Here is a 25,349-nt window from a genome sequence, read left to right on the forward strand (position 1 = left end):
CAAGGGTTTTGAACACCATATCCGGCTCCACCCCCAGATGGTGGGCCAGCGTGACGCCAGAGAGGTCGTTTTCGTCCACGTCAACCTGATGCAGGGTGTACGCAATACCCTGATTTTCCAGTTGCCGGGCGGCATTGGTTTTGCTGATTTTGGCTGCCATGATCGTTTTGTTGAGCGTTTGGCGAAAAATTGTCAGGGGCGGTTGAGCCAATGGGACAATTTTTTGCGCAAAGCCGCCAGGCTGACGGGTTTGGAAATATGGTCATTCATGCCCGAGCGCATAATTTCATCCACGGTTTCGGGCAGAGTAACGGCGGTCATTGCAATAATGGGCAAGGGTTTCTTGCCGAGTTTCATTTTTTGCCGGATTTCACTGGCGGCGGTCATGCCATCCATAACCGGCATATACACGTCCATAAGAACGGCGTCGTAAGAATTTTCAAGCGTCATGTGCACGGCTTCCCGGCCATTTTGGGCCAGATCACACGCAACGTGAAGATGGCGCAGCATGGCCTTGGCGATTTCCTGATTGATCTCGTTGTCTTCCACCAGAAGTATTTTGAGATTTTCTGCATTTTCCAGTGGTGCTACACCGTGCGAATCATCATCAGCTTCGCTGTATACATTTCGGGCTGGCATGCAGGGGATGCGCAGATGGAAGCATGAACCGGAACCGAGTTCGCTTTCGCACCAAAGGCTGCCCTGCATGAGTTCCGCGATGCGCTTGCAGATGGTCAGCCCAAGGCCTGTACCGCCGAAGCGGCGGCTGATGCTGGAACTGGCCTGGGTATACGGGTCGAAAAGATGCTGCTGGTATTCGCGGCTGATGCCCATGCCCGTATCTGAAATGATAAAATGCAGGCTGTCTTCAGACTTGTGCTGTTCTCTGATAATCTGCAGCCCCACGTTGCCCCTTGCCGTGAACTTGACCGCGTTGCTCAGAAGATTGAGCAACACCTGCTTGAGGCGCAAACCATCGCCCCACAGTTTGAGAGGCACGTCATCCGCCAGTTCGCATTTGTACTGAAGCCCTTTTTGTTCCAGTGGAAAGCGGATAGATGTGTATACAAAATCAAGAACTTCTTCGACCATAAAATTGACGTTCTCCAGTACCATTTTGTTGGCTTCTATTTTGGAGAGGTCGAGAATGTCGTTAATGATCGCAAGCAGGTTTGTGGAAGAAGAGCGGATTTTGTGCAGATATTCTTTGAGATCCCCGGCAGGGGCGCTTTGCAGTGCCAGATGGGTGAGGCCGATGATGCCGTTGAGTGGAGTGCGGATTTCGTGACTCATGTGAGCCAGAAATTCACTTTTTGCCTGTGAGGCAATGACTGCCGACTGCTTTTCATGCCGTGTGCGCAAAATATCTGTAACTTCGGTGGCGATAGACAGGCGCACGGGTTTGTCGTCATCCCACTTGATGACCTTGTCCACTACCGTATAGGTGCGTTTGGACATCTCGTTCTGGTAGGTCCACTGATATGGCTCGCCTGTTTCCTGAATAATAGAATTGGTGCAGTAGGGGCAGGGATTTTCACGGCCCATAAGCTTTTTGTAGCAGATGTCGTGCTGCAGATCTTCTGGGTCGGGAAAGGTTTCTTTTACGCTTTTGTTTGAAAACAGTATCTTGTTGGTTTCCATGTCAATAATACAGACAGGATTGGAAAACGCATCCAGGATGTCACGTAGTTGCCGATGCTTTCGGCGTAGCCGCCCGTAAAGGCGAAAGTGCGTCAGCACCATGGCCAGGATGTTGCCCAGCAAATGACAGATACTGGTTTCTTCAGGCGTCCATTCCCGCGCCTGGGTTTGCCGGGTGAGGCAAAGGCCCCCGTACAACTGGCCTTCGTGCAGGATGGGGATGCAGAATGCGGATTTGATCTGGCGCGCTTGCAGCGTTTTCTTTTGTGGCCCTTCGGGCAGGTGTTCAACGTCTGAAACGCAAAAGCTCGCTCGCCGGGTAAACGTTTCAAGCACCGGGGCAAGATCTGCAAGGGTGGGCGGAGGCAGGCTGCAAGTTGAGCTTTGCCGGCCGCTTGTCCAGGCAAAGGGTTCGAGCCATGTGTCGTTAATGTATTCTATAAGGGTTACTTGCCCACAGTGCAGGGTTTCGCCAATGCTGGCCAGGCTGGCCTGCAGAAAGGGTTCCTTGCGGTCATGAAGGAGCGCTGAACTGGAAATTTCCAGTGCCAGAATCAAGGGGTTGGCACAGGGGCCGTCAGAGGCCTTGAAAGGGGCTGACATACGGCGCTCCAAAAAAGGTTAAGCAAATTGCTGCGATAAGGTGGCACCTTATCCGGTTGAAGAGAGGAGTGTCAATGAAAGGGGCACTATAGAGCTTGTTTTTCGTTAGTGCTCTATCCACAGAGAGGCAAGAAGATCGGCCTGTTGCCGATGGCTCTTCTCGAGATGAAGCTGCAATTGCTGGAGAAAGCGGGTCGCTTCTTCATCAAGATGCTGTAAATCCTTATCGTTTGTTATAATCATGTCACACGCGGCCATCTTGCGTTCTTCAGGCCATTGCCATGCCTCAAGGGCAGCCATTTTTTCAGGGCTCCATCCTCTGGTCTCTGCCGTGCGCACAGTACGCAGGGGCATGGGGCAATGAATTCCCACGGTCAGCGGCTTCGGCGAAAAAAGCTGCTGCCAGCCGCATTCGAAATATAGTGGGATTTCAGCGGCAGCCAGGGGCGTACCCTGAGCTTCCAGGCGTGACCAGAAAGTTTCCACAGCCTGCCTGGTCAGAGCGTGAACGGTTTGTTCCACATCACGGCGCAGCACAGGGTCTTCCTGCATGGCAGCCAAAAGAGCCTCTTTGTTTACAGATCCGTCAGCTTCAAGCAGGCTGCCGCCGCACAATCTGGCTATCCATTGGCTGCCAGTGCCTTTAGGAGCATAAAGGTCTGCCACAATTGTGTCGGCACTGATGACCGGCACACCTTTTTGGGCCAGACACGCCGTAAAGGCAGACTTGCCGCTGCCTGGATTGCCAGTGATAACAAGGCGCTGCATGCGTCTGTCCGTCGACAGAGCTGCGTTCGGCACGTCTTCTGGTGGCGGGCAGGAAAATTTTATGGTTTCGCCGCTGACAGGATGCGTGAAGCTCAAGCGCCACGCATGCAGCATCTGACGGGGGGCCATGCTTTGCACGGCTTTGGGGGCATACAGTTTGTCGCCCAGCAGTGGGAATCCCAGGTGGGCCATGTGTACGCGTATCTGATGGGTTCGCCCTGTATGGATGCGCACGGCTAGCAGTGAGATGCTCTTGTCTTCCGAATGCCAGAGACGCTGCCATTCCGTATGGGCATGCCTGCCACCGCGGTTTTCCGGCACAATGGCCATTTTTACCTTGGCGGTGGGGTGACGCCCTACAGATTCAAGGCACTGCCCGCTCTGTGGAGGAAGCCCAGCCACAAGGGCCAGATATTCCTTGTGGACCTGGCGTTCAGCAAAGGCGTTGCTGAGGCTGAGGCGATCGGTTTCGGTAAGAGCCACAACCAGAAGGCCGCTGGTGTCTTTATCGAGCCGGTGCACAATGCCGGGGCGTTGCCCTTCGATTTTGCCCAGTTGGGGAAAGCGCGCCAAAAGGCGCTGCACCAACGTTTGTTCCGGGCAGGAGGGGCAGGGATGTACGGTAAGACCTGCGGGCTTATTGCAAACCACGAGGTGCTCGTCCTGCCAGAGCACTTCCAGATGTCCCTCTTCAGGCTGGAGTTGGCTGGATATTTCCGGCAGTTGCAGGTGTACCTGCTGCCCCGTCTTGACCTTGGCTGCGGGTCTGGTTTCAACTAGTCCGTCCACGGTACAGTGCCCGGACTGAATGGCTTTCTGCAAGGCCGCCCGTGAAAGATCAGGTTTGGCGTCGCTCAGTATGCGGTCAAGCCTCTGGCCTGCCTGAGCGGCGGTAATTTCCAGTTGCAGGCTGCTCACTGAAGGGTATCCGCCGGAGTGGAAAGGGTGCGCAACCTGTCCACAAAGGTCGTGCCCCGGTACAGGTTTTTCAGTTCGCTGCCAGGCGTAATGGACGTGACAACCGCCCTGCCAATAACAAAGCGGGCATTGTCGTCATTGCCTTCTACAGTGCGAACTCCCCATACATTGTGAAAAATGGCCGGACGACCGTCGTATTTGCCCACATAAAGCATGATGTGCCCGCGCATACCCACAAGGCTCAGGAAGGGAACGCCGTAGCGCAAAATGGTGTCTTCCTTCTCTCTGGTGGTCATGCCTTCAAGGGAGTTGACGGCCCCTACGCGGGCTTGTCCGCCGGAGTTGCGGGGAAGCCAGATGCCGAAAGGCGTGAAAAGATCACGGGTGAGAGCAGAGCAGTCCCTTTCGCCAAACATGCCGCCCCAGCCATAGCGCTGGCCCATCATGACATTGCCTACGGCAGCCACATTGTCTGGCGTCAGAGGCAGGGGACGGGCAACAACATCAGAAGAAGCTACCGTGAACGGTGCTGTACGGGCCATGCCGCTACTATCTTTAACCGGGGCCAGTAGTGTGACTGGCGGGGCTGTGGGGTCGTTGGGCACGATTGAGGGCCTCAAGCCCCCTCCGGCGAGCGCGGGCAGTATGGTGCCTATACTTACGCTTTGGCCCACGGTTGAGGCGGAAGCCCCATATTGGGCAGTCTGGTCCGTGAGGCGCACGTTGTCTCTTACAACTGCCGCAAAGGAAGCATTGCGGTAAAGCGACATAAAGCTGTCGTCAACCATCGCCAGATCTTCGGCATCAACCCATCCGCCCGCTATGGGGCATTCAACAAAGTGCCATCTGCCGTCACTGGATGTATGGGCAATAAGCACGGGTGTGCCCAGAGGCAACAAGGAATACTGAAAGTAGTCGAATGGGTTGGCACGGGGATCTGGCGTGGGTTCGGAAAAACGCGTCAGGTGCGTGGGCATTTCGCGCAGATCTGTATTACGCACGGTAATGGCAGCTTGAGCGCGAGTGGGGAAATTTTTGAGGTTTGCATTGCGGGCCATAGCGTCCCATTCCGTCTGGGTCCAGCGTTCGCTGCCTTGCTTATAGCCGCGGGCCTTATTGAAAATGGCGGCAACGTCGCGCTTGCGCATGGAGGTTTTACGCATTTCCCAAGGGCCAAAAAAAATCCGGTCAAAGCGGGCCAGCTGGCGGCTTTGTTCTGCCTGGGAAATAAGCATTTTATTCTGCCCAGCAGCTTTAGCGTAGACTTCAAGATTTTGCGGAAATTGGCGCAGGTCTGCTATGGTGCCCATCCATGAGGGGGCACCTCCATCGCGGGGAGGAACGTTTTTACCGCCACATGCGGCCATCAGAAGCAGAAGAGATGTAAGGCAAACCAGACGAAGGCGGGAAAACATGAGGGGTTCCTCCGGGCGGGAATTAACCGGGATTTCCCGGTCTTTTTATATATTAGCACTTCAAATATGCAGTCGGCAATGCATTCTTTTCAGCCGTTTTCGTCTGTTGCCAGCATATGTAATGTTGACATTAGTTCGTTACCTTCTTAAAAGAGACTCGCTGTCACCATCGTCTATCCGGTTAGGACGGCGGCCTCTCAAGCCGCTAAGACGGGTTCAAATCCCGTTGGTGACGCCAAATTAAATCAGGCACTTGCAGTTTTAGCTGTAAGTGCCTTTTTGTTTGTTGATGATCCCCTTCCTAGGGGCATTTTTTACAACTGATTTTTTTACCTTGCTCCAATACTCGTTGCCTTCACGCGGCCATACACCTGTTCCAAGGTGGTGAAGATACGCGGCACATGCTTCTTGCACAGTAGGATCATTGAGCTGTTGATTTTTTAATTCGCTGGTGTGATCTTCTTTTTGCATTGGTGTCGTTTCGGACCAGCCCGCACCTAACGACTTGTAAAGGGCAATAACACCGCGTGCTTCTTCCCATTGGCTAAGGGCCAGAGCATCTCGTGCATGGTTGACCGCACGTTGTGCGACAAGCACCGGAAGATAGGCGCTCAATCCCCGGCCATAAAGCTGCGTTGAATGTTCCAGGGATTTTTGGCTGTCGGCAACGGCTTCCTTTAATGGTGTCTGTCGCAGGCGTTCACTATTCAATGCCGTCAAGGCATCTTCCACGTCCCGAAGGGCCAACCTCACATCGCGCTCGTAAACGAGCCTTGCCGCATCGGCATTGGCCTGTGCCGCCTTCACACCTGCGCCTGCCCGCCCTCCATCAAAAATGGATTGGCTGACCTGCCCCCCTGCCGACCATGCAAGGCTGGCGCTGGAAAAGAGGTCGCGGATGAGGCTGACGGTGCTGCTGATACCTAATGGGATGGTAAACTTGGGAAAGCGCTCGGCCTCGGCAACGCCAATTTGTGCGGTTGCTACAGCAAGACGCCGTTCGTCTGCCCGTATATCAGGACGTTGACGCATTACCTCTGATGGTAATGAAAGCGGCAGGCAGGCAGATACAGGCAAGGTTGAAGAAGGTTCGGCCAAAGCTGCGTGCCAGTCTCCCGGAAAACCACCAGCCAGTACACCAATGGCATGGCTGAAGCGGGCAATATCAGCGTTCATCAATGGTGGCTGCGCCTCGGCTGTTTTACGTTCGGCCCGGGCCTGCATCATATCGGCCAAGGTGCCCATGCCCCTGTGATAGGCCTGTTCAGCCAACCGTTCGCTTTCGAGCAATGTACGGATGTTGTCATGGGCGATGGTCCGGCGTTGCTGCGTAGCGCGGAGCCCCGCGTAGTTGGACACAAGTTCTGCAACCAGACTCACCTGCAATGCGCGGTGATCTTCGGCAACTGCTTCAATGCCCGCATCTGCCGCTTCGACGGCTCTGCGCGTTCCGCCAAAGATATCCAGCTCCCAACTTGCGTCAAAACCAGCAAGCCAAGTTCGGGACTCGCCGCCGGCTTGCCCGCTGAGTGCCTCACTGGTGCGTCGGGTTTCACCAGCTCCGCCGCCAGAAACCGTAGGTCCAAATGCTGACGCGGCCTGAACACGCTCAGCGCGCGCCTGCCGCAAACGTGCCAGCGCGATGCCGAGATCCTGATTACGCTCCAACGTCTGATCAACCAGCCTGTCGAGTAACGGATCGTTGAATGACCGCCACCACATGCTCAGTCCATCCTGATTGCTGTTGGCCAATCGGCGGTTGGGCTCGACCCAGTTTGCAGGCAGATTCAAATTGGGCGTTTTAAAGTCAGGGCCAACAGCCATGCAGCCTGACAGGCCCACCAACAACAAGGCGGCCAAAGAAGCGCCGTAAATACGTAATAGTACATGATTCCGTGCCGTGTTCATGACCACACCCTACAGCCAACTGTGCAGCAGTGTTGTCAGGCGGCCCTGAGGTGGCCTGTTGCCTTCCGGCGTCGTTACCTCAATGCTTCCTGTCATGCCTGCGGCTAAAACAAGGTTGGGGGGGAGTCGTTCGAACTCGATACGCACTGGAATGCGTTGTGCAAGGCGAACCCAGCTAAAGCTCGGCGCCACGTTTGGTAAACCTTGTGCGTCAGCCTGTTGGTTAGTATCAGCTATCCCTCGTCCGATACTCACTACCCGGCCAGGAAGCACATCGTCAAAACCCATCAAGCGAATCTGAGCAAATGCTCCGGGCTGGATGTCGTGCAGTTTGGTTTCCTCAAAATAGCCGATGATCTGAAAGCTGTTCGCGTCCACCAGGGCAATATTCGGCTGGCCAGTCACCGCATAGTCGCCTTTGTTCAGCCGCAGGCGCGTTATATATCCATCCACAGGGGAGCGCAGGACGGTGTGTTCCATATCCAGTTTCGCTTTGTCCACTGCAACCTGCGCACTGCTCAGATCCGCCTGGGCGATAGCCATCGTCTGATTCGCCCGCTGGATTTCTTCAGCGGGCACAATGCTCTCCATGCCACGGCGTCGCCTGGCGTCCTCGGTTTTCTGGAGTAACGATGCGTTCGCCGCAGCCAATTGCGCCTCGGCCTGTGCCAATGCCAGCGCAAAGTAAGCGGAGTCTATGCGATAGAGAATATCACCCTGCTTCACATGCTGGTCGTCGGATACCAAGACATCCGATACTGTACCAGATACCTCCGGAGCGATACGGACGATCTGCGCACTGACGCGGCCATCGCGTGTCCAGGGCGCGAGGACATAGGCGCGCCAAAGCGCGCTTACCAGAAGCCATGCGAAAATGACGATGGATAATGTAAGCCCCGCCCGGATGATCTGCTTTGCTGGAAACAAACGGTTAGACATGAAAAATCAACACCTTTTTTGAAAATGAGAGGTTAAACATAGAGAATCAACATTGAAACAAGGCAAAGGGAAAGAGCGAATCCGAATAAACCTGGATGCCAGACCCACCTCAAGGCACCACTGCGTGTAAGCAGGGAGCGAATCCCCAGATATATTGGCAGCGCGGCACACGAGTATACAAAAAATGGCGGCAGGTAGATGCCCGCCACCGAGAACTCACTTAGCATCAGTAGGGCCCCCAGAATGTTGTGAAAAGTAATCTGCGCGGGTTTCAAGCAATGCCGCAATATCAAGCAACACGAATCTCAATCGCTGTGCTTCGGCTATGGCGGAGCTGCCTGTTAATGATAATTGCGGCAAGGACCTGGCAGCGCGGCGGGCATGCCGTGCCGCCATTTTGGGATCTTTGACCCGACGGTTCATATATCGAAAAGCGACTGAGAGCTGGCGGCGTAATTCAGAATCTTTGGGTGCATGATGCAGCCAGTTGCGCAGGCGCAAGACCTCTCGCCCCAAATGAATACTGTCCAGAGCATTGGCGATCTCTCGTCCCATCGCCTCCGGTTGTGTTCTGAGAAGCGCGCCAAGTTGGGCCGTGCGGTGCTGCTGGCTCCATTGCCACACTTTTGCATCCGTTCGTTTTCCTCTAAAGGTACCAAAGGCATTATCGCGGATAGCAAGACGCAAGCGCACCACGTCACGCGAAAGATTGCGCGGCAGTAGAACCTTGAACCCCACCAGCGTAAAAAATGTTGCCAGTATCCAGGCCACGGAGCTGTTGAGAAACAGCGCAAAATCGTAGTTCATCGGATTGTCTGGTGCAGCCAGCGTGGTGAAAGCGACGAGATAGGTCGCTCCGGCCGCCACATGACGGGGCATCGAGGTTGCGTAAACGCCCGGCAACCAGAACAGCCCCAATACCACGAGCAACATCGGCAGCCCATCAATATGGGGAAGTACGATAAAGGAGCAGAGGAATGCCATTACAACGGCGACGACAGTGCCCTTGATGAATTCAACGGCGCCGAGCGCAGGATTGGGAGCAGTGGACAGCAGCGCGCATCCCGCCGCCAGTCCAGCCAGCATCATGCTCCCGTACGTCCATCCGGTCGTTATCCAGAAGGCACCGCCCAGCAAGACAGTCAACAGGGCTCGCAGCCCGTTCTGTATTGCGGCCGTCTTATCCCGGTAGAACGGCACGGAGACTTGTACTGATGCCGGTAGCGGGGCATGCAAGCGTTCAAGACCCTTTAAGGCTTCAATAAAGTCGTCGAGCTGTTCGAGCATCCGATCACCAGCGGCCATCAGTGCGGCATGCTCAGACGCTTCATCAAGCGATGGCATGGAAAACGTGTCTGTTAGTTGAGCACGCATATCTACCAAGATTTTAATGGCGCGCTCCAGTCCGCCGGAGCTTTGCTCCAATGCCTGGCTGGCTTGCTGCCATGCCAGCTCCCAGGCGGACTTGAGCGTTCTCAGGGTATTTAGGCTTGCGCTGCTTTTCTGCATGGAGGGCATACCGCCTACCAATGCAGAAAACAGGGAAACCATAGTTTGCCGGACTGTAGCGGCACGGTGAGCAAGGTCGGGAGATTCGGCTTTTCCCAGCGCTAACAGGTCATCCACCCCATACACTTCAATAATGAGATTGCGCCTGTCCGCATCCAGCGGTTCAATTTCTGGTGTCTCACCATTGTGAATGGTATGGTGATTTGTCGAAAGAATGCCTGCGGTGGCCGATGCCAACCGACGCAGCTGCGCTTCCAAACGGTTTTGTACGCTGCGGGTGCTGAAAAGTGCGGACACGCACACAAGACACACCACACCGACCAACACGGAAGCGCCGCGCCCCATCACCTGGGAAAACGTAAGTTCTGGATGCCCCATGGCTCCATAGGCCGCCATCCCCACAGTGTAGCCCGCAAGGGTTGCGCCATAAGCCCGGAAATGCCGCAGAAGCGTCATCCCCACCACGCAAACGCCCATCCACAAGCCAAAGCCGAGCAGAAACAGCCAGGGACTTTGGCCAAATAAACTCATCAGGATAAAGGATGCGAGCATTCCGACCAGCGTGCCGAGTACCCGCCATACGCCTTTTTCAATCACAGCGCCCTGAACAGGGTTGATCACAAGAAGAACGCTGGATGCCGCTGCATACGGTGCACGTAGATCCAGCATATAGGCAACCACAAGCCCCATAGCTGCGGCAAAAATCGAACGCATCACGTAAGTCGCACGCGGTGTGGTCAGGTCAAGGTAAGGCAACCCACGAAAAAAATATTTCCGGAGCAGGGGTAGGTAGGAAGAAAAAAGGCCTGATAGTGCCGATGGCACATTCGCATAAAGCATTATAGAACCCTTCTACAGTGAATTGATACTCAGCACTGTAGATACGTCCTATCGTTCCGAAAAGTGAATTTATTGCATTGAGACGATTGCGTTAAACGCACGTATTGAAGATTGCTTCCCTCCGTTCTATTTTGCTCGCCTGGCCGTCTGTGCCGCGTCGCTGTTGCAGAGGGCGTGGATCGTGCGCCGCAGCCATTGATGAGCAGGGTCGTTATCCATACGCATGTGCCAAGCCTGCGTCAGCAGCACTGTCTCCAATGGAACCGGCAGCTCGAACAGGCGAATGCGCAGTCCTGCGGCAAGCGCGCTGCTGGCCAGATTTTTGGGCAAGAGCAGCAGCAGGTCAGAATCCTGTAGCGCGAACAATGCCGTGTACGGGTTCGGCACGACCAAGGCAACATGACGGCGTAAACCGTGCTCTTCTAGGGCCGTGTCGATGGGGCCGATGGACTTTCCGCGCCGCGACACGTTGATGTGTTCCCAGCGGGCGAGGCGTTCGGGGGTAATTCCGTCGTCAAAAATTGGATGATTTGTCCGGGCGACGCCAACATATGTCGTGGTAAACAGTGATTGCACGCAAATCTCCGGCCCCAGCTTGCGTGAACCGCTGATGAACAGGTCGATGCGGCCACTGCGCAGCGCTTCCTCGTCCACGTCATCCGCTTCCGGCGAAAAGCGCAGCATGGCGCGAGGCATATCCATTGCCATTCTTCCCAACAGACGGCCCAAATGCATGCTCACAAATTCATCGGTGGCGCGAACGTTGAAACGTCTGTCCAGCGATTTCAAATCGATCTCGGCGTCGGATGAAAACACCTGTGTAGCTTGTTCGACCGCCATGCGTACCTGCTCGCGCAACGCAAGTGCTTTAGGTGTTGGTACAAGCTTACGGCCCACTTGAACAAATACAGGATCACCCAAGGCATCGCGAATACGGCTCAAGGTGCGGCTCATCGCCGGGGGGCTTAAATTCATGCGACGGGCAGCGCCAATGACAGAGCCTTCATCCAGCAGGGCATCTAATGCCAAAAGCAAGTTAAAGTCCGGATGCGCCATGACCACCTCCAATCAGTTAACCAAAACGCAACGATGTTTAACATTGAGTAATGGAGAGAGCATTTGAAGACAAGTGACCATCGGTCTCTCAACTAATAGCTGTCCTTTCCTCCCGGTCTTTCGGCAAGACGACGTACTCCATGCGTATATCAAGTGTAATCTCGGGGTGTTCGCTAAGTTGTAAACTTTGGCGATTCCTCCGAAAAGTCAGCGTCTTACGTGGGATATTTAAAAAAAATCGCGGTGATTACGATGGTAGCGTCACGGTTTTGGGACAGCCACGTTCTGGCGATTTTGCAGCAGACCGAGAATTGTGTCCGTGTTGCACCAAACCAGCTAACAATCTCTGTAGTGGAGAGATAAACTCCGTTCACAAACTTGAGCCATGAAAGAGCGTTACAACATCTGAACCAGCAGGCTTTTATATGCGCTGGCATTTCGCAGCTATTTGGCAGCTACGAAATCATGTTGTGATACTCACAGCGGTTTGTTTGTCGTGGCATGAGCATTTTTGTTCTTCAATGGAGGCAGATTTCAGTTGTGCAGGATTCTTGGAGCCTTGCGGTTTGATGTTTTTGCCTGTTTTCTAGCTATAACCGATATTGAATTTGAAAATTTCATTTGCCCGTCTGTGCGGTTGTTGCGTGAAAATCATATCCAATGGATATGACTGGAGGCGATTGGCCGGATGACTCATTTGCAATTTGTTGGGACGGGTATTGTTCTCAACAGCAACTGCTTTCGCCTGGGTTTCGTCTTTTTTAAGAAGGCTATCGATTACAAAGAGAGTTTGACGAATTTTCTTCCTCATCTATATGGTTATGATGCTTCGTTGGCCCTGGCTGTGTTCCCGTGCGGATGCAGCCAATTGAAGCTGCCCACTTTGCCTTGGTGCAAGGTGGGCTTTTTTAAAGCTATGCTGCTAATTTTTTCTATTTGTCTATATCGTTGACGCCGCAGCAATAGATGTGCTTATTGCTGTATACAGAGTTTATCCTGAAATTTATGGGAAGAGTAAGGAGAGGCAGGGGGAGCCCGTCCTGGCTGGCGCAGGGCGGGTTTTTTCCGCCGTTTTGCCTGTACAGTATACTGTCGGCCTTGTGCACGCATGGTGCAGAATGCGTGACTGTTAAGTGTTTCTGAAGGCTGCGAGGTTGCCTCTTGCGAACTTTTGAATGGTGCGCCTGAAAAGGCAACTACAGAAGCAGCGCTGAATTTTATGCCTGAATATATGAATTCTCGGTGCTGCACAGGCTCATTCTGGCGCAGCAGACTGAATTTCTTGTATCAAAGCGGAATTAAGAAAAATGCTGTCTCTGTTTGTGAGGACGGGCTGACGAAATATTGCGAAAGTTGTGCAAAATTCCATTGCGCAGAGTGAGAGTGGATAGAAAAACAGGAGCACGGTAACACATGGACAAAGAAGAATTATCCTCATCGTGGGCTATATTGAAAAGATTGCTGCCTGTGGTGATCTGGGGATTGTTTTTCTGTGTTGTTATATGTTCTTTTTACATGAGCTATGATCTGAAAATTTCAAGAGAATTTGGTTTCATGTTTGGAGTTTTTGCGCGGTACCTTGGTTATTTCTTATTTGCGGTTGTCCTAATGATTTTATTGAAAATTTTGAGTGTTCTGAAAGAAATTGATCTGCGCGTGAAGCTTATTGAAGAAAGTATGCTGGAATTGAAAAAGAGAATTGATGTGTACCCATTTGCAAATGAGGATAATATTGACTTGCAGAGGTTCGCGGATGAATGGGCTCTGGCTGCTCAGGAAGCAGGCCGGGCACGGCAGGAATAGGCGCAGTGTTTTGTGGAGGGTGTATTGTTCAGCAACGGTGTTTAAAATTTTGAAATTTTGTGCATTTGCTCTGCGAGATTTTGTCACCCAGAAATCATAGTGCTGACACAACAAACCAGAGTGATAGGCATAAGATCTATTCATTCGGCAGCCCCAAGCCGAAACCTCTCCTGCAGGCACTTTACCTCTATATCATCTCCTTCTCCTTCCTCTCAAAAAGCCGGTCTGACACCGGCTTTTTCAGTTTTGCCCGGCGATTTCAGGCTGCGCTACCCCAGCCGGAAACAATAATGAGCATCCCCGCAAGAGCGATTACGCCGCCGACCATGTCTGTAGTGGAGAGAGAAATTCCGTCCACAAATTTGAGCCATGAAAGAGCCGTTACAACGTACACGCAGCCGTAAGCCGCATAAACTCTGCCGCTGGCCGCAGGGTGCATGGTCAGAAGCCACGCAAAAATAGCAAGGCTCAATGCCGCCGGAACAAGCAGCCAGGGCGACCCGCCTTTACGCAACCACAAATAAGGCAGGTAGCAACCGACAATTTCAGCAATGGCCGTCACCACAAACAACAAGAATGTTTTTACGATCATAGTGCTTCTTTGAAATAAATTGCGCTTTGCGCAGTTGGCGAAACCCCTCGTTGCGCAGCATGCCAGAACAAAAGCCCAAGGTCGAGAGATGCGCTGCTGCAATAAACAGATCTGTTATTCATGCAGTATTTGGCGGCAGCTTCTTGCGTCGTAACTGCGAAAACAAGTATACCTTTACAGCAGCCTTTGTCCGAAGGGACTATGCATGCGACAGTCATTGCATGGAATGAATTGATTCGTTACGCGCGCTGTCTTTAAACACAATTGTTGCCTCTTATCCTTTAAAGATTGCGTTACAACGCTGTATATTTGTAGTTTTTTCATACAGCCAGATGAAACTGTTTGTATCATCTCTGCAAGCGTTTGCTCACGCAATCGCCAGGGTAATTCAAGATAAAAATACTCCGGCGGTAGACCTGAAAAAACCTCACGACCTGCAGGGTGCGGATCGTGAGGGTAATATCTGCACTGTCATATGCAGATGTAGCCGTTTATTACGTGTGAATATTTTTTGAGGGGATCCGTGCGGGCATCAAGCTTTGCGGATACGTACCTTGTACTTGCGCAGGAAATCAGCGGGAAGGTAGGTCATTTTGGCTTGGCGCAGGCCTTCTTCGTCCAGATCCTGCGCGCGGTTCATATAGGTGAACCCTGCTCCCGCGCGCCGGGCGAAGGTGCAGTTGATGGTCTGGTAAACGCCCTTGAATCCGTTAAGGCCCTTTTCGTAGTGAACACCAAGGCTTTCGCCATCAAGGTCTTCGCCAACACTGAAGGCTACCATTTTGCCATCCACGTAGAGTGAACCGCCCGTGAGCCCCTGAAAGCTGTTCCAATGGCTCAGCACGCGGTTGATGGCCTCATTTTCGGCCCGGAGGGAAGGAGAATCTTCGCACTCATGCCACTGGCACCAGTCGTCCTGAACTGCCAGCACATCTTCCACCATTGCATCATCAAGGCTATGGTAGTCCGGTTCGCCGTAGGTTTTGACGTAACTGTTATAGTGGTTGCGCTTTTTATGGTAGCGGTTGCCAGGCAGCTCTGCCAGTTCTTCCTGCTTGTAAAGGTATTCCCACTGCCCGCGGTCTTCTTCTGCATCCACAAGACCGGGCAGTTGTTCCTGCCATATGTACAGCAGCTTTTCCGGCACGCGTACCACGTCATGCGCGTTTTCGTTGAAGGAGCAGGGCAGAAGGCTTTTCCAGTCAACAGCGTTCCAATCGCCCACCGGAGCCCAGCAAATGGGATATGGACGCATTTGGCGTATCCAGCAAAGATTGTCGTCAAAGCACCACTCAAGGCCATAGTAGTCCTGCCAACCCCAAAGGTTGGCCAGGGTATAGTCCAGCGAACGCTGTGGGGTACGCTGCCAGAGCTCATAATACCGCTGACTGTCATCCAGACTTATGGGGGAAAAACTTTTGCTCACAATAATCTCCTTGGAAGGGGCCGCGCGGGGATCTGCAGTTTCTGACAGTGTCAGGCCTGGTGCGGCTGACGGCTTCGGCTCATGACAAAGCGCATCCAGTCGCGGCGCAGCACCACATAAAGCATGATGCTGGTTTGCAGGCATTGGGAAACAAGCATGGCAACAAATACGCCAGAGGCCGTGCCCCAAAGAACATGCCCAAGCAGCCAGCCTAGGGGAAGCCGCACCAGCCAGAAGGTGCCGCCAAAAATCATCAGGTTGTACTTGGTGGCTCCCGCCCCTGTCATGACGCCGCCCATGACGGTGCTGGCAATAGAAAAGGGGGTGGAGAGCAGGTTATAGGTCAGGTAGTTTACAATCTGGGCCTGAGTGCCCGGCTCCTGAGAAAGCAGCACAGCAATATCCTGCCTGAAAGGCCAGAGCAGGGCCGCAATGAGACTCATGCCAATGGCCGAAACAGTCACCATTGTAAGAGCAACTTTTTTGGCTTCTTCGGGTTTGCCCGCGCCAAGACTGTTGCCCACAAGAACCGCCACGCTCATGTTAAACGCCATACCGGGCAGGAACAGCAAGGCTTCTACTCTCAAACCTGCGGTGAGTCCGGCCAAGGCGTTGACGCTGTCAAAGGGCAGAGAGGCCACCAGAACGAAGAGGGTCAGATAGCCGGATTGCCATACGACCTGCGCTGCTCCGGCAGGCAAGGCCACTTTGAGCAGATAGGGCAGGCCTGCTTTGAGCCAGCGCGGTGTGGGCAGGGTTCGGCGTTGCAGATAGCCAGAATGCATGAGCAGGGCGCAGTTGCAAATTGCGCCAAGGCACTGTGAGCCCACTGTGGCCCAAGCCAATCCCATATAGCCCCAGTTGGGCAGACCAAACCAGCCCAGACCAAAGCCAAGGCAGGCCAGCAGGTTTACCACGCAAACAGCGGCAGCCACCCAAAGAGGGGGAATAACCTGCCGCGTAGCGCGAAACATAACGCCTGTGGCTGCATATACGTACTGAGCGGGCAGTGCCAGCATGCCGACCTGCCAAAGCTCTTTTGTGAGAGGCATGATGCTGTCTGGCACCATAAGCATGCCCAGAATGGCGTCGCCAAAATACCAGCCAAACAGCGCCACCACAAAGCCCAGAGCAAAACAGCCCACAACGGTCGTGCCCACATAACGTTGGGCACGTGCCACCTTGAGCGCCCCAAGCGACTGGCTTACGGCTGCGGTGGCCCCGCTGGAGATGGCCATGGCAACCACCATGAGCAAGATGCCACACTGGTTGACCATACCCAGAGCAGCCTGGACTTCAGCGCTGATTTGTCCCGCAACCCACACGGCCACCAGACCCATGAAGAACACAAGGTACATCATGAGCAACTGGGGCCATGTGAGGCGCCATACGGCACGGGGAGATGTGCTCAGGTCGGGTTTCGGCCGACTCTGAGAAGCGGACAGGCCGCGTTGTTCAATCACGGCAGAATCGCAGTTCCGTCACGGCAGTCCGTTACGAAGTTATATGTGGCTAGAGCAATTTGCGAATGAAATAAGTCAACTATTTTGCAAGGATTTGTGTGCAAATTCTTGCCACGAAATTGATTACGGCGAGCTTTGCTCGCCGTAACGCGACTATTTCAAGTTCAAAATGTCCTAGTTGAGGCCTTCAAGGCAGCTGATCAGGTCTTCAAGAGATTCACGCCGACGGATGAGCCTTGCCGTGCCGTCACTCTGAATGAGCACCTCAGCAGGCCGTTGGCGCTGGTTATAATTCGAACTCATTGTAAATCCGTATGCGCCCGCGTCAAGTATGCCGAGCACATCTCCTTCACATATTTCTGGGAGTTCACGATCTTTTGCAAGAATATCACCGCTTTCGCAGATGTTGCCAACCACTGTCTGCACCATGTCCTTGCGGGGATTGCCGTCGGTCTCGCCATAAATTTCCACATCGTGGAAGGAATCATACATGGCGGGGCGCACCAGTACGTTGAAGCCAAGATCCGTGCCCACATAGCGCTTTTCGCCATTATTTTTCACTGCATGTACGCTGCCGAGCAGTACGCTGCATTCTGCCGCTACATAGCGGCCCGGCTCAACAAGAAAGCGGCCAGCATAGCCGGTTTTTCCGGCCCAATCGCTGATAAGGGCATGCAGGCGGCTGCCCAGTTCGGCCATGTCCAGCCGGGGCTGTTCTTCATACTTGTGGTAGGGAATGCCAAAGCCGCCGCCGAAGTCGATGATTTCAAGGGTTTTCAGCGCGCCTTCGGGCAGTTGTTCTGCCATGTGCAACAGCACTTCCGCAGCGTAGAGGTAACCTTCGGCCTCCATAAAAAGCGAGCCGATATGCTGGTTAATGCCAGCCAGAGTCATGTCGTGCTTTTCCAGCAGGGCGAAAACCTCGTCCATCTGGCCGGGGTTGACGCCAAACTTGGTTTCCTTGCCCGCGGTCACGACCTTGGCGTGGTGCCCTGCGCCGATGCCGGGATTGAAACGCACCATAACCTTGCCGCCCCGGTTGATGGCGCCCAGGTCATCGAGCTGCGAAAGTGAGTCCACGCTGACAAGCAGATTGTGCTTAAGGGCGTTTTTCAGCTCTTCGCGCGAATTATTATTGGAGATATAAAGAATCTGTTCGGACGAAAAACCAGCAAGCTGGTCCATGTAAAGTTCGCCGGGGCTCATAGCATCCACCACCAGACCTTCTTCACGCACCATGCGCAAAAGAACAGGGTTGGCATTGGCCTTGATGGAGTAGTTGACGCCAAAGCCCGGGTGTTTCGAAAGCCCAATGAGGTCGCGGCAGCGCTGGCGCAGCACGCTCTCATTATATACGTAAAGCGGGGTGCCGAAGGTTTCGGCCAGTTCGCGCGGGGTGTGGCGACCGTAAAACTGCAGATCATCAGTATAGCTGGAGCGGATGTCGGACATAAATACCTCTGGGGATAACTCAAAAAATTTCTGGTGCCGCCCGTGCCCGGGCAGTAATTTACCTTGGGGGGTGTAATTTATAATTATCCCGGTCAAGGTGCGCACTGTCAAGCCTTGTCCGCCTGTAGGTGTTCGTATGGCAATGTTGGATTGACATAAAAAGCCTGCCGTGTTCTGCTTTCTTTTTTGATAACGGGCGCTTTTCATGCGCTTGTGCCGTTGGGCCGTACATATGGAACCATGCGGCAGGGCACCCGCCAAACCGCCCACAAGACTATCTTGGAGTATTTATTATGCCCATCAAAAAAGGCGATACGGTGCGTGCGCACTATACGGGAACCCTGGATGACGGCACTGTGTTTGATTCCTCGCGTGAGCGCGATCCCCTGGAGTTCGTCATGGGCCAGGGCATGCTTATTCCTGGCTTTGAAGCCGCCGTTGAAGGCCGTGAAGCCGGGGACTCTGTCACTGTAACCATCGCTCCTGCCGAAGCCTATGGCGAAGCCGACCCGGAGCTGGTTTTCACTGTGGCCCGCGCTCAGGTGCCGGACCACATTCCCCTCAATGTCGGCGTGCCCCTGCAACTGTCCAATGAGCAGGGCCAGATGGACGTGACCATTACCGAAGTGACCGCTGACGAAGTGACCCTTGACGCCAACCATCCTTTGGCGGGCAAGTCCCTCACATTTGAAATCGAGATCGTCGGCGTCAAATAGTATGAGACGTCAGGCCGGCGGGCGACAGTCTGCCGGCCTTTTTCATAGGCTCTGCCGAAAGGCGGCGACACAGCAGCCTTGCTGCGCAGCCTTTCGGCAGATGAGTTTTAGAACGATTTTGTGGTGCGTCATCCCCCTTTCAGACGCGAGGTTCGTATATGAGCAGCAAGTCCGCCCGACACAGTGCCATTCAGGCTATCACCACCTACAAACCTGAAGCGGCCCCCCTTAATTTTTCCGATACCAGGCCAACGGATATTTTTGGCTGTAACGTTTTCAATGACCGTGTCATGCGTGAGCGCCTGCCCAAGAGCGTTTACCGCTCCCTGCACAAGACCATTGAATTCGGTCAGCGCATGGACCCCTCCATCGCTGATACCGTGGCGGCGGTCATGAAGGATTGGGCCATTGAAAAAGGGGCTACTCACTTTACGCACATTTTTTACCCGCTCACCGGGCAGACTGCCGAAAAGCATGACAGCTTTCTCATGCCTGACGGCTCCGGCGGGGTCATTGCCGAATTTTCTGGGTCCATGCTCATCCGGGGCGAACCTGATGCCTCGTCCTTTCCGTCCGGTGGCCTGCGTTCCACCTTTGAGGCGCGCGGCTATACGGCATGGGACGTGACAAGCCCTGCCTATATTATGGAAAACCCCAATGGCACTTTTTTGTGCATCCCCACCATGTTTCTTTCGTGGACAGGTGTGGCGTTGGACAAAAAAACGCCGCTTTTGCGTTCCAGTCAGGCGCTCAACCGCGAAGCCAAGCGCGTGCTGCGGTTTTTCGGGCAGGAAACAGAACTGCCTGTGGTGGCTTATGCCGGACTTGAACAGGAATATTTTGCCATTGACCACAACTTCAACTTTGCCAGGCCTGACATCCAGATTGCGGGCCGCACCCTCTTTGGTGCGCGTCCGGCCAAGGGGCAGGAGTTCAGTGATCAGTACTTTGGCGTTATTCCCCAGCGGGTGCTTTCCTATATGATGGAAGTGGAGCGTGAGCTCTACAAGCTGGGCGTGCCTGTGCGCTGCCGTCATAACGAAGTGGCCCCCAGCCAGTATGAGATCGCGCCTCTTTATGAGGTCAGCAATCTGGCCGTGGACCACAACCACATCATTATGTCCACCTTGCGCAATGTGGCCAAGCGTTATGGGCTCAAGTGTCTGCTGCATGAAAAACCCTTTGCCGGGGTCAACGGTTCGGGCAAGCACGTTAACTATTCCATCGGCAATGCGGACTTGGGGTCGCTTTTTGACCCTGGCGAAACGCCTCACGCCAATGCAAAGTTTTTGGTGTTCTGCGCGGCCATGATCCGTAGTGTGCATAAGTTTGGCGGCCTTTTGCGCGCCACTGTGGCCAGCGCCAGCAATGATCACCGCCTGGGGGCCAACGAGGCTCCTCCGGCCATCATGTCGATCTTTTTGGGCGACATGCTCACCGAAGTGTTTGAAGCCTTTCGCGCTGGCCGTATCGATGATGCCGCCAACGGCAAAAAACGTGGGGCGCTCAACATTGGGGTAGACACCTTGCCGCCGCTGCCCGCCGACCCGGGCGACCGCAACCTTACAAGCCCGGTGGCTTTTACGGGCAACCGCTTCGAATTCCGCGCTCTGGGGTCCAGTCAGTCCGCCGCCGGGTCCATTACGGCGCTCAATGTCATGATGACGGACTCCCTGGGCTTTGCCGCCGACTGGCTGGAAAGAGAAACTGGGCAGGGCCGAAGCTTTAATGAAGCTCTGGAATCCTTTATCAGCCATGTGATTGAAGAACATAGCGCCGTTATTTTTAACGGGGACGGATATTCCGAGATATGGCACAAGGAAGCAGTACGCCGTGGCTTGCCCAATCTGCGTACCACTCCCGAAGCCCTGCCAGAGCTTGTGGCACCCGAAGTGGTGGCGGTCTATGAAAAGGCGGGCGTGCTTAACAAGGCAGAGCTGCGTGCCCGTCAGGATATTTATGTAGAGCAGTACTGCAAAACTGTGCGCACAGAGGCAAACCTCGTCATTCGCATGGCCCGCACTATCATCTTCCCTGCTGCCATGCGCTATCAGGGAGAGCTGGCAAGTACGGCTGCAAGCATGAGGTCGCTGGGGCTGGACGCCAAGACCATAACCCTTGAGGAAGTGACAGAGCAGCTTCGCCAGATACAGGCGGCCACTGCGACGCTCGAAAGCGTACTGGCTGATGTGGACGCTCAAGGCGTTGGAATTGAGGCTGCACGCCGCTATTGCAGCGAGGTGCTGCCGCATATGGCCACGGTGCGCAGCCACGCTGACATGCTGGAAACCCGTGTTGCCGATGACCTGTGGGCTTTGCCCAATTATCAGGAAATTCTGTTCGGCAAGTAGTATCGCAGAATTAAGCAGTTTGAGCCCAAAAAGCAGGTCGGTTGCTGATTTTGTAATTGGGTAGACTTATATTGAAAAACTAGCCCCCGAGTCGGGGGCTAGTTTTTTTAATAGCGGTGTCGACGTAAGGCAGGGTATGCCAGTTTGTCAAATGTCTGCTGGTACAAGCAGTATCCGGCAGGGAGCCTTTTCACAGAGCGCGGCAAGATTGCCGCGAATCCGTTCAAGACCTCGCCGTAAAGGGTTGGATGCGACGAGCAGGTCATAGCCTTTTTCCATTTCTTGCCGCGTCTGGTCTACCACATTGCCGACCTTGGTGATGCACTGGATTTCTATGGCTTCTCCCGCGAGTTTTCTTAGCCGGGAAAAAGCCCTTTCCGCACTTTTTTCCTCTTCCTGCTGCACGTAGTCAATAAAGTCCGCACGTGAGCCACTGCCCGAGAGCCAGTCATGTCCAACATAATCATTCCACGTTGCGTCCAGCACGAAAAGGGCGGTCAACTGGGCGGAGTTTTCCTGTGCAATACGCACGGCTTCAGCCGCCACAGGGCTGTCCTCATCAAGAAGCAGTAATATCCTTTGGGGGGCCGTCGTAACCATTAAGGTAACGTGCCTTTTTCATGATCCAGTACAATGATGGTGTCCTTGCCTTTTTTCACCGCAGAACCGGGTTTGCCCGGAACTTCAAGCACCTTGCCATTGGCTTTGACGCTTATATCCTTGGTGACAACCTTCTCTTCCATTACATTGTCTTTCCATTTTTTTTCGACAATTTCCAGGGTGTATATGGTGTCGCCTTTCTTGACTTGGGCGCCTTTTTCTACTGCCACGGAAACGAGTTTTCCATCCTGGCTGGCTTTTACTTTTACCGTGGGCACTATAAAGGCCATGTAGCCAAGCACGAAAATTACTACAAGCCCGGCGAAGATGATGGAGGCGATATCTTCATGCCGGTCATTTTTAAATACCGTCATTTTTTGCTTGTCGTTACTCATTACATCTTCCTTTGACTAAAATGCGCCGGTTTTGGGCATGAACAACATGATGACGATGAGGGCCAGCACATACTTCGCCATACCCGCAGTCAGACCAAGGCGCAAAGGCTTGCCGCCTGCGGCCTTGATCTCACGGAAGTCAATGTACGCTCCCTGACCCACAAGGCCGATGCCGAATATCCACTGCATGCAGTCACGCAGGAAATGCAAGGTCTCGGACCCTTCAGCGCCCAGCATCCCCAGAGAAGACAGCGCGGTCATGCCAAAAAAGCCCAAAACGAAGATGGGAAATTTGGAAATAAGGATTTCTTTGAGGCTGATGCGCTCGGCTTCGCCTTCACCTTTCCAGTACCAGACAGTGATGGCAAAGACCACGAAGGGGATACTGATGACGCGCACCACGTTCCATACTTCACCGTAGGCAACAGCGGTTCCTGGGGCAATCACAGGGTTGAAGGCAAGGCATGTGGCAAGCACCTGCCCTGAGTTCAGAATACCCGTACCCACCCATGCGCCGTATTGCAGGTCTGACAGGTTAAGGGCTTTGCCGATAAAGGGGCTGATAAACATTGTTACAATGCCGAAGCCAAGAATAGTGGCTATGGCAAGGGCCAGGTCAACAGGCCGGGCGCGCACACCTGGCGCTGCAGCCACAGCCGCGGAAACGCCGCACACCCCGCAGGCTGCGGCCATTACCGCCGCCACAGACCGGTCGACTTTCCATAATTTGCTTAACCACATGATGAGGAAAACTGTGCCAAACACGAAGGCCATGATCAGCAGGGCAGCGCTGATGCCAAGCTTGAGAAGGCTTTGCAGGGTATACAACGAACCCAGCATGATAACGCCTGTTTTGATGAAAAGGCGGGTAGTACGAAAGCCAGCATCCGCCCACCCGGGAATTTTTCCACCAAAGAGCACATTACGAAACAGCATGCCCGCAATGATGGAAAGCAGAATATAGTTAAGGCTCAACACTTGGACGGGCCAGCCCTTAATGCCAAAAAGCGTTATGCCGCCCAACCAGGGCACCACGTACATACGAAGTACGGCTAATGTGCCGATCATCAGTGCCAAGCCGGGAATAATTGCTATGATTTTACCCAGCAGTCCTTTGTCTTCCATTGTCTTCCTCCGGCATCATGCAGTGTTAGGTTATAAACATTTTTTCACAAACTTGTTAGGGTTAGAAGGTTAGGTCTTTGATCCGAGTAGCATGGGAAATCCGATAGCGCAAGTATCTTTATGGTCTTGATGTGAATGATTGTGGTGGGTTGGCAACGAAATGATCAGTGAAGTATAGCGTTGTTGATTGGTTGCACAACGATAATTTTTTGAGATTTATTACTGAATATCTATATGGTTGCGATTGCCACAGTCACTTAAGCACGTTTGCACTAGCTCAAATGGCCTACTAATTGAGATAAATTCATTGGTATTTACATAGATTGTGAAAGAAAAATCTGGGCGGTAATGTGTGGATCATTGTAAATGCCATAGCTCTCCACGCACGGCTCCTGAATGAGGAACCCAAAAAAGATTGGACTTGATTAGGTGGGTCGTCTGGACTGACTGATCGGATATCCGGGTAAGTCCATGTTGGAAGATATTTTTATGGTTGCGCGCTCGCGCAGAGATGGCTTGCTAAACATCTTTGTGTGCAGTTTTGTCTGCTGCTGGGGGAATGTTCTATGCTCTGGTTGGCAACGGAATACCGCTCGTGCGTCTCGCGTTTTGGCAAGGGAAGGGTAAACATATCTACATAGAGTAAATAAGAAAAATTAAATTTTTACATTTCATGCTTGACAGCGGAGCGGCCATCACATATACACATTCCTCGCGATGGGCTGTCGTTCAATTGGCAGGACGACGGATTCTGACTCCGTTAATCAAGGTTCGAGTCCTTGCAGCCCAGCCAAAACACAGTGCGTCCCCATCGTCTAGCCGGCCCAGGACAACGGCCTTTCACGCCGTCGACAGGGGTTCAAATCCCCTTGGGGACGCCAATAAATTTCAACAGGTTACACGTTGTTTTTAGTTATTGGAAACGACTGGTTACAGTTTCCCGGTTACAAGATGCCCCGTGAGTTACTACCTCATGGGGCATCACCTTTTCCAGCAGGTCCTCTGCCGCAGAGCCGATCAGGCTCTGGCCCAATGCCGCCAGAATACCACCCTGACTGCCATACAGGTCCGCAGACCGTACATAGCGGTCAGTGGTGGTTGCGGGCTGTGCCCAGGAATACCTGTGCGCCGTTGAGGCCCACAGCCTTGAATATCACCGCTGCCGAGCAATGCCTGATGGCATGAAAGCCGAAAGGCTCCACGCCAGCCCGTTTGCAGAGCGTGCCCATAAGCTTGCTGCGCTGCTGAAGGGGCTCGACCATCATGCCATCGCAGTGCATCTGCATGAAGACGTTATCCACCTTGCAGGGCCGCGCTTCGAGCCACCACCGCAGAGCCTTACCGAGTTCAGGGTGGATGTCGCACCAGCGCACCCGCACCTGGCCATTTTTGCCCTTGTGGTCGATGAGCCTGATGCGCCCCTCGTCCAGATTCACATCTTTACTCCATGAGAGCCGGAACACCTCGCCCCGGCGCGCACCCGTGAAAAAGAACGTGAGCAGCATGACCAGATCCTGACCGCTGGCGGATCTCAGCACCTTGACCACATGTTCTTCCGGTGGAACATACCGTTCCGTATGGGTGGCCTGAAACGGCTGTACAATCTCAAACGGTGAAACGCTCTGGGGGAAGCCCTCAATGTAGACTCTACCCCAGTTCCGTGCGGCCAGCAGGTTTTTTCGGTAGACGTTGGCCCGCAGCGGGCCGCGTGCATCTGCCACCTGGGCGAGCAGGGTGTATGCTTTGGCAGCCGAGAGCAGTGTCAGCTTGTTCACGCCATTGCTGGCGCAGAATTCAAAAAAAGCCCGCATAACGGATTTTTTTTCAAC

At 53.7% G+C, this 25,349-nt stretch carries 19 protein-coding genes and 3 tRNA genes; 6 read left to right on the forward strand and 16 right to left on the reverse strand.

What is annotated here, in order from left to right; translation table 11 throughout:
* Positions 1–192: 192 nt before the first annotated feature.
* From QM579_RS13035 to QM579_RS13045, 3 genes are all read right to left on the reverse strand, one after another.
* Complete coding sequence (locus tag QM579_RS13035; RefSeq protein ID WP_414999564.1) at positions 193–2,244, reverse strand: ATP-binding protein; 2,052 nt, start codon at positions 2,242–2,244, stop codon at positions 193–195.
* Positions 2,245–2,349: 105 nt separating this feature from the next.
* Positions 2,350–3,930, reverse strand: a complete 1,581-nt coding sequence (coaE, locus tag QM579_RS13040; RefSeq protein ID WP_414999565.1) for a dephospho-CoA kinase — start codon at positions 3,928–3,930, stop codon at positions 2,350–2,352.
* Positions 3,927–5,345 (reverse strand): NlpC/P60 family N-terminal domain-containing protein, encoded by a 1,419-nt coding sequence (locus tag QM579_RS13045; RefSeq protein WP_414999566.1) that lies wholly within the window; start codon positions 5,343–5,345, stop codon positions 3,927–3,929. The genes coaE and QM579_RS13045 overlap by 4 nt, the downstream gene beginning before the upstream one ends.
* A gap of 162 nt (positions 5,346–5,507) precedes the next feature.
* Between QM579_RS13045 and QM579_RS13050 the strand changes: the two genes are divergently transcribed.
* Positions 5,508–5,583, forward strand: a tRNA-Glu gene (locus QM579_RS13050).
* 23 nt (positions 5,584–5,606) lie between these two features.
* Here the strand turns inward: QM579_RS13050 and QM579_RS13055 are convergent.
* The 5 genes from QM579_RS13055 to QM579_RS13075 form a co-directional block, all read right to left on the reverse strand.
* Complete coding sequence (locus QM579_RS13055) at positions 5,607–7,253, reverse strand: efflux transporter outer membrane subunit (protein WP_414999567.1); 1,647 nt, start codon at positions 7,251–7,253, stop codon at positions 5,607–5,609.
* A gap of 9 nt (positions 7,254–7,262) precedes the next feature.
* The gene (locus QM579_RS13060; RefSeq protein WP_414999568.1) at positions 7,263–8,192 is read right to left on the reverse strand and encodes an efflux RND transporter periplasmic adaptor subunit; all 930 of its coding nucleotides are present in this window, start codon (positions 8,190–8,192) and stop codon (positions 7,263–7,265) included.
* Positions 8,193–8,224: 32 nt separating this feature from the next.
* Positions 8,225–8,419, reverse strand: coding sequence for a DUF1656 domain-containing protein (locus QM579_RS13065; RefSeq protein ID WP_414999569.1), 195 nt, complete (start codon positions 8,417–8,419; stop codon positions 8,225–8,227).
* Positions 8,409–10,541 (reverse strand): FUSC family protein, encoded by a 2,133-nt coding sequence (locus QM579_RS13070; protein ID WP_414999570.1) that lies wholly within the window; start codon positions 10,539–10,541, stop codon positions 8,409–8,411. Before QM579_RS13070 ends, QM579_RS13065 begins: the two co-directional genes overlap by 11 nt.
* Before the next feature lie 126 nt (positions 10,542–10,667).
* Complete coding sequence (locus QM579_RS13075) at positions 10,668–11,597, reverse strand: LysR family transcriptional regulator (protein WP_414999571.1); 930 nt, start codon at positions 11,595–11,597, stop codon at positions 10,668–10,670.
* A 1,413-nt stretch (positions 11,598–13,010) separates the two neighbouring features.
* Here QM579_RS13075 and QM579_RS13080 point away from each other — a divergent pair.
* The gene (locus QM579_RS13080; RefSeq protein ID WP_414999572.1) at positions 13,011–13,400 is read left to right on the forward strand and encodes a hypothetical protein; all 390 of its coding nucleotides are present in this window, start codon (positions 13,011–13,013) and stop codon (positions 13,398–13,400) included.
* Positions 13,401–13,659: 259 nt separating this feature from the next.
* Here the strand turns inward: QM579_RS13080 and QM579_RS13085 are convergent, their stop codons facing one another.
* The 4 genes from QM579_RS13085 to lysA form a co-directional block, all read right to left on the reverse strand.
* Positions 13,660–13,992: a YnfA family protein gene (locus QM579_RS13085; RefSeq protein WP_414999573.1), complete on the reverse strand. Its 333-nt coding sequence runs from the start codon at positions 13,990–13,992 to the stop codon at positions 13,660–13,662.
* A gap of 532 nt (positions 13,993–14,524) precedes the next feature.
* Positions 14,525–15,418, reverse strand: a complete 894-nt coding sequence (locus tag QM579_RS13090) for a DUF2156 domain-containing protein (protein ID WP_414999574.1) — start codon at positions 15,416–15,418, stop codon at positions 14,525–14,527.
* A 50-nt stretch (positions 15,419–15,468) separates the two neighbouring features.
* On the reverse strand, positions 15,469–16,779 hold the full coding sequence (locus QM579_RS13095) for an MATE family efflux transporter (RefSeq protein ID WP_414999575.1): 1,311 nt from the start codon (positions 16,777–16,779) through the stop codon (positions 15,469–15,471).
* Positions 16,780–17,055: 276 nt separating this feature from the next.
* Positions 17,056–18,333, reverse strand: a complete 1,278-nt coding sequence (gene lysA, locus QM579_RS13100; protein WP_414999576.1) for a diaminopimelate decarboxylase — start codon at positions 18,331–18,333, stop codon at positions 17,056–17,058.
* Positions 18,334–18,626: 293 nt separating this feature from the next.
* Between lysA and QM579_RS13105 the strand changes: the two genes are divergently transcribed.
* Positions 18,627–19,049 carry an FKBP-type peptidyl-prolyl cis-trans isomerase gene (locus QM579_RS13105; RefSeq protein WP_414999577.1) on the forward strand — a complete coding sequence of 141 codons (423 nt, stop codon included), beginning with the start codon at positions 18,627–18,629 and terminating at the stop codon, positions 19,047–19,049.
* A 158-nt stretch (positions 19,050–19,207) separates the two neighbouring features.
* Positions 19,208–21,400 (forward strand): glutamine synthetase III, encoded by a 2,193-nt coding sequence (locus tag QM579_RS13110; RefSeq protein ID WP_414999578.1) that lies wholly within the window; start codon positions 19,208–19,210, stop codon positions 21,398–21,400.
* A gap of 147 nt (positions 21,401–21,547) precedes the next feature.
* On the opposite strand, the gene QM579_RS13115 is transcribed toward QM579_RS13110, so the two are convergent.
* Genes QM579_RS13115 through QM579_RS13125 form a run of 3 tightly spaced genes read right to left on the reverse strand, consistent with a single transcriptional unit; the run spans position 21,548 to position 23,520 of the window.
* Positions 21,548–22,000 carry a universal stress protein gene (locus tag QM579_RS13115; RefSeq protein ID WP_414999579.1) on the reverse strand — a complete coding sequence of 151 codons (453 nt, stop codon included), beginning with the start codon at positions 21,998–22,000 and terminating at the stop codon, positions 21,548–21,550.
* A complete protein-coding gene (locus QM579_RS13120) occupies positions 22,000–22,395 on the reverse strand; it encodes a biotin/lipoyl-binding protein (RefSeq protein ID WP_414999580.1) in 396 nt (131 codons plus the stop codon). The genes QM579_RS13115 and QM579_RS13120 overlap by 1 nt, the downstream gene beginning before the upstream one ends.
* Positions 22,396–22,410: 15 nt before the next feature.
* Entirely contained in the window at positions 22,411–23,520 is a 1,110-nt protein-coding gene (locus tag QM579_RS13125; RefSeq protein WP_414999581.1) for a YeiH family protein, read from the reverse strand.
* A 718-nt stretch (positions 23,521–24,238) separates the two neighbouring features.
* On the opposite strand from QM579_RS13125, the gene QM579_RS13130 reads away from it, so the two are divergent.
* Both QM579_RS13130 and QM579_RS13135 read left to right on the forward strand, forming a co-directional pair.
* A tRNA-Gln gene (locus QM579_RS13130) sits at positions 24,239–24,313 on the forward strand.
* 11 nt (positions 24,314–24,324) lie between these two features.
* Positions 24,325–24,401: transfer RNA gene (locus QM579_RS13135), tRNA-Glu, on the forward strand.
* Between the two features lie 207 nt (positions 24,402–24,608).
* Here the strand turns inward: QM579_RS13135 and QM579_RS13140 are convergent.
* The coding region (locus tag QM579_RS13140) for a tyrosine-type recombinase/integrase (RefSeq protein ID WP_414999582.1) at positions 24,609–25,349 on the reverse strand (741 nt) is incomplete at its 5' end.

Origin of the sequence: Desulfovibrio sp., from assembly GCF_047607245.1 — a bacterium.
GTDB lineage: Bacteria > Desulfobacterota > Desulfovibrionia > Desulfovibrionales > Desulfovibrionaceae > Desulfovibrio.

Bases quoted from the DNA above. Each gene is read 5' to 3' on its own strand.
- lysA (WP_414999576.1), bottom strand. From the start codon at position 18,333: ATGTCCGACATCCGCTCCAGCTATACTGATGATCTGCAGTTTTACGGT.
- QM579_RS13120 (WP_414999580.1), bottom strand. From the start codon at position 22,395: ATGAGTAACGACAAGCAAAAAATGACGGTATTTAAAAATGACCGGCAT.
- QM579_RS13060 (WP_414999568.1), bottom strand. From the start codon at position 8,192: ATGTCTAACCGTTTGTTTCCAGCAAAGCAGATCATCCGGGCGGGGCTT.
- QM579_RS13095 (WP_414999575.1), bottom strand. From the start codon at position 16,779: ATGATGTACCTTGTGTTCTTCATGGGTCTGGTGGCCGTGTGGGTTGCG.
- QM579_RS13045 (WP_414999566.1), bottom strand. From the start codon at position 5,345: ATGTTTTCCCGCCTTCGTCTGGTTTGCCTTACATCTCTTCTGCTTCTG.
- QM579_RS13125 (WP_414999581.1), bottom strand. From the start codon at position 23,520: ATGGAAGACAAAGGACTGCTGGGTAAAATCATAGCAATTATTCCCGGC.
- QM579_RS13105 (WP_414999577.1), top strand. From the start codon at position 18,627: ATGCCCATCAAAAAAGGCGATACGGTGCGTGCGCACTATACGGGAACC.
- QM579_RS13115 (WP_414999579.1), bottom strand. From the start codon at position 22,000: ATGGTTACGACGGCCCCCCAAAGGATATTACTGCTTCTTGATGAGGAC.
- QM579_RS13075 (WP_414999571.1), bottom strand. From the start codon at position 11,597: ATGGCGCATCCGGACTTTAACTTGCTTTTGGCATTAGATGCCCTGCTG.
- QM579_RS13055 (WP_414999567.1), bottom strand. From the start codon at position 7,253: ATGAACACGGCACGGAATCATGTACTATTACGTATTTACGGCGCTTCT.
- QM579_RS13085 (WP_414999573.1), bottom strand. From the start codon at position 13,992: ATGATCGTAAAAACATTCTTGTTGTTTGTGGTGACGGCCATTGCTGAA.
- QM579_RS13065 (WP_414999569.1), bottom strand. From the start codon at position 8,419: ATGCTAAGTGAGTTCTCGGTGGCGGGCATCTACCTGCCGCCATTTTTT.
- QM579_RS13035 (WP_414999564.1), bottom strand. From the start codon at position 2,244: ATGTCAGCCCCTTTCAAGGCCTCTGACGGCCCCTGTGCCAACCCCTTG.
- QM579_RS13080 (WP_414999572.1), top strand. From the start codon at position 13,011: ATGGACAAAGAAGAATTATCCTCATCGTGGGCTATATTGAAAAGATTG.
- QM579_RS13070 (WP_414999570.1), bottom strand. From the start codon at position 10,541: ATGCTTTATGCGAATGTGCCATCGGCACTATCAGGCCTTTTTTCTTCC.
- QM579_RS13110 (WP_414999578.1), top strand. From the start codon at position 19,208: ATGAGCAGCAAGTCCGCCCGACACAGTGCCATTCAGGCTATCACCACC.